The sequence below is a fragment of the Bacteroides intestinalis genome, from assembly GCF_003464595.1.
Taxonomy (GTDB): domain Bacteria; phylum Bacteroidota; class Bacteroidia; order Bacteroidales; family Bacteroidaceae; genus Bacteroides; species Bacteroides intestinalis_A.
In genome coordinates this window covers 549,789-561,583 of the sequence record NZ_QRZF01000003.1, presented here as the reverse complement: position 1 = coordinate 561,583, position 11,795 = coordinate 549,789, and the positions used below count along the sequence as shown (strand labels likewise).

Sequence of the window (11,795 nt, the reverse complement as noted above, 5' to 3'; positions counted from 1 at the left end):
AAGCATTTTATATTACATACAACTCATCTTAGACAAATACTTTTCACTCTTTATCATGCAGTTTCATGAAGGAATAAGCCCTTTCATTATTCACCCCTCAGCACATCGTACCTTTGTTTTGTTCACCACGGGAAGCACAGTATTCCACTGAACTTACCCGGGTGAATTTCATCCTTCATTTTTTAATTTTTAATTCATAATTCACAACTATGGCATTGAATTACAGTATTGCAATGATGGGCAATCCAATGAATCTGGAAGAGGCCAAAAAAGCGTATGCGAAAGCGCAGGTTTCGCAAGAGTTATCACTAAAAGCACTCGCCAAGAGAGTATCATCGCAGACCACCGCCAGCAGGGCGGACGTGACTGCCGTTATCATCGCTACCGTCGAGAATATGATTGACGGCCTGCGGGCAGGAGAACAGGTAGACTTCGGAGACCTGGGGAAATTCCGATTACAGATAACCAGCCGGGGAGCGGAAACGGCAGAGAAATTCTCGACTGCCAATATTACCGGAGTAAATATTCAGTTTATCCCCGGAGAAGATTTGAAAAACATCTTCGCCGGTATGGAGTTCTCACCGGTCCCTACCCGCGCTGCCACACGCGCCGTGCTCAAGGCACAGAAGGCAGGACAGACCACCGTGGATATTTCCAAAACATCCACACCGGGAGGAGACGATGGAGGAAACACCGGTGGAGGTGGAAATTCAGGAGGTGACGGAGGCATAGAGGATGATCCGCTGGGATAGGGTATAAAGGCGCAGCCTTTAGAAATTAAGAATGAAAGTCTGCGCTATTGCTAATCACTAATCACTAAATCACTAATCACTAAATTACTGTCACATGGAGAAAAAATCAAGTTCAACCTGGAGTGTGATCATCAAAGTAGTAATCGCCGTAGCATCTGCCCTGGCAGGCGTATTCGGACTGAATTCCTGCATGAAATAGACTATGAGAGCAGGAAGTTTTTATCAGAACTATCGGGAGGTAAAACTCCTGGTAGTTCATTACCTCTTTATCTCTTATTTATCTCCTTAATCACTTATTCAACAACTTTTTAGCTCCATTATTTGTTTAGATGAGATAGAAACTTTAATCCATAATCCATGAAAGTACATGAATACCAAGCAAAGGAAATTTTCTCCCGGTATGAAATTCCGGTAGAACGGCATGTGTTATGTAATACACCCGATGAAGCAGTCAAAGCTTTCCGGCAATTAGGCACGGACCGAGTAGCTATCAAGGCTCAGGTACTGACCGGAGGACGTGGAAAGACCGGAGGCGTAAAATTGGCAAACAGTGAGGAACTTGTAAGACAACATGCTCAGGAAATCCTGAATATGACCATCAAGGGATTTCCCGTTACCCGGATTTTAGTCAGTGAAGCTGTGGAAATCGCAGCTGAATATTATGTCAGCTTTGCCATTGACCGCAATGCACGTTCAGTCGTACTTATCATAAGTGCGGCAGGAGGAATAGATATTGAAGAAGTAGCCCGGAAAACACCGGAAAAAATCACCCGTTATCTTATCGATCCGCTGATTGGACTCCCCAAATATCTGGCACAACGTTTTGCCTTCGCACTTTTTGAACAACCAGAGCAAGCCAAGCGCATGACCTCCATCCTGCAGGATCTCTATAAAGCCTTTATGGAAAGTGATGCTTCACTGACAGAAATCAATCCGTTAGTATTGACAACCCAAGGTACACTTCTGGCCATCGATGCCAAAATGGTATTCGATGATAATGCACTCTACCGCCATCCCGATATACATGCACTTTTTGAACTGACTCCGGAAGAAGAACTGGAAGCCACGGCCAAGGAAAGAGGATTCAGCTATGTACGCATGGATGGAAATATAGGTTGCATGGTAAACGGAGCCGGACTGGCAATGACTACAATGGATATGATTAAGCTTTACGGCGGTTCACCGGCCAACTTTCTGGATATCGGCGGCAGTTCAAACCCTGTAAAGGTTATTGAAGCCATGAAGTTATTACTGAATGACTCGAAAGTAAAAGCTGTCTTCATCAATATATTCGGCGGGATCACCCGTTGTGACGATGTAGCGATAGGATTAATACAGGCTTTTGATCAGCTGCAAACGGAAATACCCATCATTGTAAGACTGACGGGAACCAATGAGAATATCGGCAGAAAACTATTAAAAGACAGTAACCGTTTTCAGGTAGCGGAAACTATGAATGAAGCTACCCTGATGGCAGTAAAATCAGTGAAAGGAGAAATATTATGAGCATACTCATCGATAAATCGACCCGCTTGTTGGTACAAGGTATTACGGGCAGGGACGGACATTTTCATGCTGCTAAAATGAAAGAATACGGTACGCATGTAGTAGGTGGAACCTCTCCGGGTAAAGGAGGCAGTACTGTAGACGGACTTCCTGTATTCAACACCATGTACGAAGCTATAGAGAAAACGCAGGCCAACGCTTCCATTATATTCGTCCCCGCCAACCATGCGGCAGATGCCATCATGGAAGCTGCAGATGCCGGAATCAAACTGATTATTTGTATCTCCGAAGGTATCCCTACTCTGGACGTGATCAAGGCTTACCGCTTCACCCAATTAAAGGGAGCAATGCTGATCGGCCCCAATTGCCCCGGTTTAATTTCACCGGAGAAAAGTCTGGCGGGTATTCTTCCCGGCAATGTTTTCAAAAAAGGAAATATCGGAGTGATCAGCCGTAGCGGAACTTTAACTTATGAAATCGTTTACCATCTCACTGTCAATGGCATGGGGCAGTCCACTGCTATTGGTATGGGAGGTGATCCCGTGGTAGGTCTGTATTTTCGTGAACTGCTGGAAATGTTCCAGAATGATAAGGATACGGAAGCTATCGTTATGATCGGTGAGATTGGTGGCAATGCAGAAGAACTGGCAGCAGAATATATACAGAAGCATGTGACAAAACCTGTTGTCGCTTTTATTGCCGGGCAATCGGCGCCTCCGGGAAAGCAAATGGGGCATGCAGGAGCAATCATTTCCGGTAATTCCGGTTCTGCCGAAGAGAAAATTGCAGCACTCACGGCAGCAGGCATACGAGTGGCAAAAGAACCGGCAGAAGTTCCCATCTTATTAAAAGATTCACTTCCGTGCAGAAAGGAAGGAAACAAGTTAACGAGTTGACAAGTTGACCAGGGAACAAGGGGCTGCGCAATGCTTCTATGCCGCATGGAACCTTGTCCCCTTGTCAACTCGTCCCCTTGTCAACTTTCTCTCAAAACCCGAAAGAAAGAAATTAATTCCGCCAACGGGCAACATAACTACATTTTAAATCAACTCATAACTGGCGCTCTGGATAGGCATATCCAGATTGTGCAATACCTTTTCAAGCAGAATTCCCTCCCGGTTATCGTACTCATAGCCAAAAGTGGCACGGATACCCTGAAGGATAAATTGCGTGGCACGGTCCAGGGCAATAGGAAGGCTGTCACCTTGCAATAAGGCTCCGGTGATGACGCTCGTAAAGGTATCCCCCGTTCCCGGATAGTGGGCAGGAAGATAGGGACAGGTTATTTTCCAATAACGATCTCCTACCCGATTGTAGGCATATACCGAAGTCTTATGGCTTTCTCCATGGACAGGGACGCTTGTAATAATAACTACCTGAGGTCCGGCATCGGACAAAAGCCGAAGATAGGATTTCAGTTCTTCATCCGTATTATCCGCTTTATAAGGTTTATCCATCAGATAAAAAAGCTCGGTCAGATTCGGGGTTATCACATCGGCTTTTGCTGCCAGATGACGCATCTCCCGGATCATCGATTCATCAAAATTAGTATATAGCCGACCGTTATCTCCCAATACCGGGTCAACCACTACCAAACCGTCCGGCTGGCGGAAATCATCTATAAAATCCGAAACGATCTGTATCTGTCGGGGAGAGCCTAAATAACCTGTATAAAAAGCATCAAACTGTATATCCAGCTTTTTCCATTCAGCAATGATCCTGGGCATTTCATCCGTCAAGTCGAGAATGGAAAACTCCGGATATTGTGTATGACTGGAAAGGACAGCCGTAGGTAAAGGACAAACCTGAAAGCCCATCGAAGACAAAATAGGAATTACCACTGTAAGAGATACGCGTCCCATACCTGAAAGGTCATGAACCGCTGCTATTTTCTTTACTTTATTTGTATACATCTTGGTTACTACATTTTTCTTTCACATAAAAAACTCCCCGCAAAGATAATCTTACGGGGAGTAAAGAACAAGCTAAAAGAGAAAATGTTTGATTCAATTAAAGTTTAGGAATTAAGCTAATGCAAGTATCAGTATTTGTGCAGTAAGCACACGTAAAAACATGGTGAGCGGATAAACAGTGGCATATCCCACCGCAGGAGCATCACACGAGGTTAGATCATTAGCCACCCGCCAATCCTAACTTTACAGGCTGTGGAATACCCGGAAATACGAAAGGTGTACTACCCAGGATGCATCCCAATGCTATGCCCAAGAATATAGGAATCAGATTGGGATGATCCAAACGTTTCATTGAATTTCCCAGTACTTTTTCTGCATGACTGACTGCCAACTCGCTACCCACAATAGTGACACGGTCCCCCATCTGCAATTGCAATTGCGGTGCAGCAACCAGATCCACTCCCGAACGATTCACGCGTGTGATACTGGCTCCGAAATTATTACGTATCTTCAACTGGGAAAGCATCTTTCCATTCAGTTCCGGTTTTGTTATCAGAATACGACGGGAAATCAGTTTTTTGTCCAGCTGTTCCCATTGCATATCAATCTGCTTACCGAAGAAGACACTAATTGCTTCAATATCTTTAGGAGTAGAGATAACCAAAATTTTATCACGCAGATGCAATACCGTATCAGAATTTACCAACTCTATTTTTTGTCCGTCATTATACTGCACGCGCGAAATCACAAAATCGCGGTTCATCAACGGACGTATATCTTTTATCTTTTTCCCATCGATAGCTTCATTACGAATTTCAAACGAAATAGGACGCACTGTGAGTTCCTGTATATGTCCCAAACCACGTTCAGCTTCCGCCTCTTCTGTCTTAGTATTGATACGTAAGATATATTTCAGAGCTATTAAAGACAAGATTATACCGACCACACCCAGCGGATAAGCAACTGCATATCCCAATGCTATCTCAGGTGCATCTATACCATTCAGATCACTGTTTGCCTGTTGGGCAGCTCCAAGACCAGGTGTATTGGTCACTGCACCGGAAAGAATGCCGACCATGGTAGTGATAGGAGTACCTGTAACAAAATGCAATATTATAGTAATGACTACTCCTAAAAAAACAACCAGCATGGCAAGCAGATTCAAAGTAAGTCCCCCCTTCTTAAAGGCAGAGAAAAAACCGGGTCCCACCTGCAAACCAATGGAGTAAACAAACAATATCAATCCGAATTCCTTCATAAAATGAAGCAAATGTTCATTCAGAGTCATATTAAAATGTCCGAACACGATACCTACAAAAAGTATCCACGTGATACCCAATGAAACTCCTGCAACTTTGATTTTTGCCAGCATGATACCAAATGCTATCACAAGCGAAAGGATCAGGACGGAATGAGCTACTCCTCCACCCCAAAGATCCGGATATCCTTCAAAAAGGTTTTTCAATAGTTCCATAAATTAAAGCATATATAATTTTATCATATTCAGCATCACAGGATACCCTATTCTATTACACACCGCACAGTCTCTTCAGCACTTTGCAACGGCTCTTCCGTACCGGGAACTACCGGTACACCGGCAGCAATCATGTGTTTACGGGCCGAGATTTTATCTCCCATCGCTTCCATTGTTTCGGCAGAAGGACCGATAAAATAATACCCTCTTCCTTACAGCGGCGGGCAAAATCAGCATTCTCAGATAAAAAGCCATATCCGGGGTGAATGGCATCCGCTTCGTGCTACAAAATCTGATCGTGCATACACTCAAAGGTCGCACCACAACACGGACATACCTTCTCCATAGGCATCCCTTTCGCATTAATTAAATTAAAACAATTATATTTTCGTACTGTTTCCCTAATCCCACGAGTAGAAACAACCTTTAACGAATGGCAGGTCTTCTGACTGACTCCCTTTCTGATTCCTTCCCGACCTCTAATTCACAGCCAGTGGCTAAAGTATTTATCAGAAAGTTATGGAGCTTCACAGCAGCGGGACTGTCCGGGATTTACACCCGATTCCCTTTTAATCCGAATGATGGAATAGTTCATCCGAAACCAATTCGGGGTAAAGATAGTGGAAATTATCATTGAACATATCTTTTAAAACAAAAAATGTAAGCCGGGAATATTTTTTCCTATCATCTGTTGGATTATAGATTTTATTTCTAACTTTGTCAGCGATAACGGTTTCCGAATCACTGCAAACGTGAAACGGGATTAAAAGGGAATCCTGTGAAAATCAGGGACTATCCCCGTAGCTGTAAGTTTCATCTCCCCATTTATTCCGGAGAAAAGATTGTGGCATTCTTGAGCCACTGGTCCTGTAAAGACCGGGAAGGCGCCACAACGGAAACAAGTCAGAAGACCTGCCGACATCCACAAACATTCAGGCTTTCGGGTGAAAAAGCAATAGAACGTATCCTTCAAGATTCATTTTATTACTCTATCTTCTCGCATGCCCGTATGTTTGCACAGCTAAACAAAAAAGAATAGTTTGTTAAATCTTAAATTACAGGTATGATCAATTCGGAGACATTCATCGTCAAAAGAGATGGGAAGAAAGAAGCATTTTCACTTGATAAGATCAAGAATGCAATTAGTAAAGCCTTTTTATCGGTAGGTAGTTTTGCCACGCAAGACGTCATCACCAATATACTCAGCCGCGTGAGTATCAGTGATGGAACCAGCGTGGAAGATATTCAGAATCAGGTAGAGGTAGCCTTGATGGCCGAACATTATTACAGTGTGGCCAAAGCATTCATGCTATATAGACAAAAGCATCTGGAAGACCGGGAGGTACGTGACAAGCTCCGTTTCCTGATGGACTACTGTGATGCATCCAACCCCGCCACCGGTAGCAAGTATGATGCTAATGCCAATGTAGAGAATAAAAACATAGCCACTCTGATAGGTGAACTCCCCAAATCGAACTTTATCCGCCTGAACCGCCGTTTGCTGACCGACCGCCTAAAAGATATGTATGGCAAAGAACTTTCAGACCGCTATATTGACTTGCTGAATCAACACTTCATATACAAAAATGATGAGACCAATCTTGCCAATTATTGTGCAAGTATCACCATGTATCCGTGGCTGATAAGCGGAACCGCATCCATAGGAGGTAACTCCACCGCCCCCACCAATCTAAAGTCTTTCTGTGGAGGATTTATCAATATGGTATTCATCGTATCGAGCATGCTCAGCGGTGCCTGCGCCACACCAGAGTTTCTGATGTATATGAATTATTTCATAGAAAAAGAATTCGGAGAGGATTACTACAAACATCCGGAACAGCTTGCTGACCTTTCCACCAAACAAAGGACCATAGATAAAATAATTACTGATTGTTTCGAGCAAATCGTGTACTCCATCAATCAGCCTACGGGTGCCCGGAATTTCCAGGCAGTATTCTGGAATGTGGCTTACTATGATCAGTACTATTTCAATAGTCTTTTCGAACATTTCGTCTTCCCTGACGGAAACGCTCCCCATTGGGAATCATTGAGCTGGTTGCAAAAGCGTTTTATGAAATGGTTCAATAAGGAACGTACCAAAGCCGTTCTTACCTTTCCCGTGGAGACAATGGCATTGCTGACCAAAGACGGAGATGTTCTGGATAAAGAATATGGTAACTTCACTGCTGAAATGTATGCGGAAGGACACTCTTTCTTTACATACATGAGTGATAATGCCGACTCACTGAGTAGTTGCTGCCGGTTGCGTAATGAAATACAGGATAATGGATTCAGCTATACCTTGGGAGCTGGCGGTGTATCTACCGGTTCAAAAAGTGTGTTGACTATCAACCTGAACCGTTGTATCCAGCACGCTGTAAAATCCGGATTGCTTTATCATTTCTTCCTTGAAGAGGTAGTAGATCTGGTACACAAAGTACAGTTGGCCTATAATGAGAATTTAAAGAATCTGCAAAGCAAAGGCATGCTCCCCTTGTTCGATGCCGGATACATCAATATGGGACGCCAATACCTGACAATCGGTGTAAACGGGCTGGTGGAAGCTGCTCAATTCATGGGTATTGAAATCAACGATAATCCTAAATATGAAGCTTTTGTACAGGAAATTTTGGGAATAGTTGAAAAATACAATAAGAAATACCGCACGAAAGATATACTCTTTAACTGCGAAATGATACCGGCTGAAAATGTAGGTGTGAAACATGCCAAATGGGACAAAGAAGCCGGTTTCCAGACATTCCGCGAGTGCTATAACAGCTATTTCTACATTGTAGAGGATGAGTCGCTGAACGTCATTGATAAGTTCCGTATGCATGGACACAGGTATATAGAGCATCTAACGGGTGGTTCGGCACTCCATATGAATTTGGAAGAACATCTAAGCAAAAAGCAATACAGACAATTACTTCGGGTAGCCGCCACTGAGGGCTGCAATTACTTTACTTTCAATATACCTAACACGGTTTGCAACGAATGCAACCACATTGACAAAAGATACTTGAAAGAGTGTCCGGAATGTCATAGCCAAAACGTGGACTATCTGACCCGCGTCATCGGCTATATGAAGCGAATCAGCAATTTCTCTCAAGCCCGGCAAAAGGAGGCTGCCCGAAGATATTATGCTGAAGTACACTGATTACGACATTGTTTTCCAGGAGATACCGGATGAAGTGACATTGGCAATCAACCTGTCCAATTGCCCGAACAGGTGCAAAGGTTGCCACAGTCCTTATCTCCAACAAAATGTCGGAGAGCCATTGACAGAAGAAAACCTTTCCATACTTTTGCAAAAGTATGGAAAGGCTGTTACGTGTGTTTGCTTTATGGGCGGAGATGCGGATCCTTATGATGTAGCATATTTCGCAGATTTCCTACAAAGGCAGCAGATCGCTCCGGTGAAAGTAGGCTGGTATTCCGGAAAACCGGAATTACCTGCAGAATTCCCTATACAGAATTTCCAATATATCAAACTCGGGCCCTATATGGAAAGTCGCGGCGGCCTGAAGTCCGAACATACCAACCAGCGGCTTTACAAGATTACACAGGACAAAATGGATGATATTACCTATCGATTCCGACAGTAAAAAGCATTCTTTTGACAACAAAACCCTCAAAATATAAAAGTTATCTCTATATTTGCCCACTGAGATTTTAATAAAGAATAGAAAACAGGAGCAAAAAGATGTATGAAAGAGAAGCCAAATATTGACTGTGAGAAATATCGCCAGATTGCGCAAATGGCTAAAATGGGTTGGTGGGAATCGGACCTGAAGAATCGCCAATATATTTGTTCAGACTTTATAATTGACTTACTCGGACTTGAAAGCGACCGGATCAGTTTCGAAGATTTTCACGGAAGAATACGGGAGGATCATCGGAGGCGACTCAGGAATGAATACTTTTCGCTCACAAACATAGAAACCTATGAGCAGATGTTCCCCATCCGGGCAAAAAATGGGGATATATGGGTGTATTCTAAAATCAGCTTCAAACAACCGGACGAAGAAGGTTACAGAAATATGATAGGATATCTGCAATGCATAGAAAAGCAGACCGGAGAAATGAGTGAAAGCACTGACTCCCTTCAGGTAAACAGCCTGCTTTATCAACAAAACAGCCTTTCTTATTCATTGCTTGCTTTTCTGCAGTCAGATGATATTACGCAGATTATCAATAAAATATTAAATGATCTCCTTAAACAAACCAAAGGGGACCGCACCTATATAATCGAAATAGACAGGGAACATAAAGTACAAAGTTGTATTTACGAAGCAACAGCCGAAGGAATATCCCAGGAACTGGATTTCTTACAGAATGTACCTTGGGATGATTCTCTCTGGTGGGATCGCCAAATCTCAGAAAAGAGATCAATCATTCTGAATACATTGGATGATATGCCACCCGAAGCAAAGATTTACCGTGATACCCTGGAGATGCAAGACATCAAATCAGTAATGGCAGTCCCTCTCCTATCCAAAGATAAGGTATGGGGATATATGGGTATCGATATGGTCAGAACACACCGCAGCTGGAGTAACATCGACCATCAATGGTTTTCTTCTTTAGGAAACATCATCAGCATTTGCCTCCAATTACGTAAAGCGGAACTTCAGGCTAAAGAGGATCGCCGCGCATTGGATCACAGTGAGAAAATTCTTCGTAATATTTATAAGAATCTGCCGGTAGGTATCGAGCTTTACGACAAAGACGGGTATCTGGTAGATATGAATGATAAAGAACTTGAAATATTCGGCTTGGCGGATATGAAAGAAGCACTGGGGGTATCACTGTTTGAGAATCCCAATATTCCCGAAGACGTGAAAGAAAAATTACGTGCCAAAGAGAATGTGGACTTCTCGATCAATTATGATTTCTCAAAGATCGACCGATACGTCACAAGTCGAAGAAAAGATGTTATCAATCTTCAAACCAAAGTGGCTCTGCTTTACGATTCGCAGAATCAATTCAGCAATTACCTGTTTATCAATATAGATACAACAGAAACCACCAGTGCATACACCAAAATACAAGAGTTTGAAAATCTATTCCTCCTGATAGGCGACTATGCCAAAGTGGGTTTTGCTCATTTTAATGTAATGACAAGAGACGGGTATGCCCAGGATACATGGTATCGGAATTTAGGTGAAAAAGAAAACACTCCCATGCCTCAGGTTATCGGAGTATATTCTCATGTGCACCCGGAAGATTGCGCTGTCCTGAAACAATTTGTAGGTCAGGTTAAAGAAGGGAAAGCCACAAGTTTAAGTAAAGAAGTACGCGTCAACAGAGGTAACGAAAAATATTCGTGGACCAGTATAAACGTAATGGTCAGAGATTATCGTCCTCAGGATGGAGTTATTGAAATGCTGTGTATCAACTATGATATTACCCCCTTGAAAGAGACAGAACAGAAGCTGATCATTGCCCGTGACAAAGCCGAAGAACTGGATCGTTTGAAGTCTGCTTTCCTTGCCAACATGAGCCATGAAATACGTACTCCGCTCAACTCTATCGTTGGTTTTTCCAGTCTGCTGGCAGAAACAGACGACAGGGAAGAACGCCAGGAATATATCAAAATAGTAGAAACAAACAATGAATTGCTTCTGCAACTGGTTTCTGATATTCTCGATCTTTCGAAGATAGAATCCGGAACATTCGACTTCGTACGTTCCGATCTGGATGTAAACGAAAGCTGCATGAAAATCATCAAATCGATGGAGATGAAAGTACCGGAAACTGTGGACCTGGTCTTCGAGAAATGTATGCCCGATTGTCATATTTATACAGACAAGAATCGATTCATGCAGGTCATAACCAATTTCATAAACAATGCATTGAAGTTTACAAAGCAAGGCACTATAGCTTTGGGATATGAACAGACAGCCCCCCATGAAATTAAATTCTATGTACGTGATACAGGCGTCGGGATTCCCAAAGAAAAAATCGACAGCATATTCGAACGGTTTGTGAAACTCAATACCTTTGTACAGGGTACCGGTCTCGGACTTTCCATCTGCAAAAGTTTAGTATCGCAGATGGGAGGAAAAATCGGAGTGGAATCAACCGAAGGCGAAGGTTCATGCTTTTGGTTTACTCATCCGTATTAATCATTTTATTTTGTACCTTTGC

The 11,795-nt window shown here is 43.0% G+C and carries 8 protein-coding genes, 2 pseudogenes and 2 riboswitches; of the genes and pseudogenes, 7 read left to right on the top strand and 3 right to left on the bottom strand.

Going from position 1 to position 11,795, the window contains the following annotated elements:
• The first annotated feature begins 209 nt into the window (after positions 1 to 209).
• The 4 genes from DWW10_RS06800 (at position 210) to sucD (ending at position 3,154) form a co-directional block, all read left to right on the top strand.
• Complete coding sequence (locus tag DWW10_RS06800; RefSeq protein WP_118421000.1) at positions 210 to 752, top strand: HU family DNA-binding protein; 543 nt, start codon at positions 210 to 212, stop codon at positions 750 to 752.
• Between the two features lie 94 nt (positions 753 to 846).
• The gene (locus DWW10_RS25995) at positions 847 to 951 is read left to right on the top strand and encodes a smalltalk protein (protein ID WP_156148567.1); all 105 of its coding nucleotides are present in this window, start codon (positions 847 to 849) and stop codon (positions 949 to 951) included.
• Positions 952 to 1,109: 158 nt separating this feature from the next.
• The gene (gene sucC, locus DWW10_RS06795; RefSeq protein WP_022393867.1) at positions 1,110 to 2,258 is read left to right on the top strand and encodes an ADP-forming succinate--CoA ligase subunit beta; all 1,149 of its coding nucleotides are present in this window, start codon (positions 1,110 to 1,112) and stop codon (positions 2,256 to 2,258) included.
• Entirely contained in the window at positions 2,255 to 3,154 is a 900-nt protein-coding gene (gene sucD, locus DWW10_RS06790; RefSeq protein WP_022393866.1) for a succinate--CoA ligase subunit alpha, read from the top strand. Before sucC ends, sucD begins: the two co-directional genes overlap by 4 nt.
• A gap of 144 nt (positions 3,155 to 3,298) precedes the next feature.
• On the opposite strand, the gene DWW10_RS06785 is transcribed toward sucD, so the two are convergent.
• The 3 genes and pseudogenes from DWW10_RS06785 to DWW10_RS06775 all read right to left on the bottom strand — a co-directional run.
• Positions 3,299 to 4,171, bottom strand: a complete 873-nt coding sequence (locus tag DWW10_RS06785) for a pyridoxamine kinase (protein ID WP_022393865.1) — start codon at positions 4,169 to 4,171, stop codon at positions 3,299 to 3,301.
• Between the two features lie 111 nt (positions 4,172 to 4,282).
• Positions 4,283 to 5,645, bottom strand: a pseudogene (locus tag DWW10_RS06780) (putative transporter).
• Between the two features lie 30 nt (positions 5,646 to 5,675).
• Positions 5,676 to 5,928, bottom strand: a pseudogene (locus tag DWW10_RS06775) (biotin carboxylase N-terminal domain-containing protein); the annotation flags it as partial.
• A 135-nt stretch (positions 5,929 to 6,063) separates the two neighbouring features.
• Positions 6,064 to 6,267: riboswitch (cobalamin riboswitch) on the bottom strand.
• A gap of 91 nt (positions 6,268 to 6,358) precedes the next feature.
• A riboswitch (cobalamin riboswitch) is annotated at positions 6,359 to 6,579 on the top strand.
• A 129-nt stretch (positions 6,580 to 6,708) separates the two neighbouring features.
• Here DWW10_RS06775 and nrdD point away from each other — a divergent pair.
• The 3 genes from nrdD to DWW10_RS06760 all read left to right on the top strand — a co-directional run bounded on the left by nrdD (position 6,709) and on the right by DWW10_RS06760 (position 11,773).
• Positions 6,709 to 8,802, top strand: a complete 2,094-nt coding sequence (nrdD, locus tag DWW10_RS06770) for an anaerobic ribonucleoside-triphosphate reductase (RefSeq protein ID WP_118420999.1) — start codon at positions 6,709 to 6,711, stop codon at positions 8,800 to 8,802.
• Positions 8,786 to 9,250 carry an anaerobic ribonucleoside-triphosphate reductase activating protein gene (gene nrdG, locus DWW10_RS06765; RefSeq protein WP_022393621.1) on the top strand — a complete coding sequence of 155 codons (465 nt, stop codon included), beginning with the start codon at positions 8,786 to 8,788 and terminating at the stop codon, positions 9,248 to 9,250. The genes nrdD and nrdG overlap by 17 nt, the downstream gene beginning before the upstream one ends.
• A gap of 102 nt (positions 9,251 to 9,352) precedes the next feature.
• Positions 9,353 to 11,773: a sensor histidine kinase gene (locus DWW10_RS06760; RefSeq protein ID WP_022393620.1), complete on the top strand. Its 2,421-nt coding sequence runs from the start codon at positions 9,353 to 9,355 to the stop codon at positions 11,771 to 11,773.
• The last annotated feature ends 22 nt before the right edge of the window (positions 11,774 to 11,795 follow it).

Bases quoted from the DNA above. Each gene is read 5' to 3' on its own strand.
- DWW10_RS06800 (WP_118421000.1), top strand. From the start codon at position 210: ATGGCATTGAATTACAGTATTGCAATGATGGGCAATCCAATGAATCTG.
- DWW10_RS25995 (WP_156148567.1), top strand. From the start codon at position 847: ATGGAGAAAAAATCAAGTTCAACCTGGAGTGTGATCATCAAAGTAGTA.
- sucC (WP_022393867.1), top strand. From the start codon at position 1,110: ATGAAAGTACATGAATACCAAGCAAAGGAAATTTTCTCCCGGTATGAA.
- sucD (WP_022393866.1), top strand. From the start codon at position 2,255: ATGAGCATACTCATCGATAAATCGACCCGCTTGTTGGTACAAGGTATT.
- DWW10_RS06785 (WP_022393865.1), bottom strand. From the start codon at position 4,171: ATGTATACAAATAAAGTAAAGAAAATAGCAGCGGTTCATGACCTTTCA.
- nrdD (WP_118420999.1), top strand. From the start codon at position 6,709: ATGATCAATTCGGAGACATTCATCGTCAAAAGAGATGGGAAGAAAGAA.
- nrdG (WP_022393621.1), top strand. From the start codon at position 8,786: ATGCTGAAGTACACTGATTACGACATTGTTTTCCAGGAGATACCGGAT.
- DWW10_RS06760 (WP_022393620.1), top strand. From the start codon at position 9,353: ATGAAAGAGAAGCCAAATATTGACTGTGAGAAATATCGCCAGATTGCG.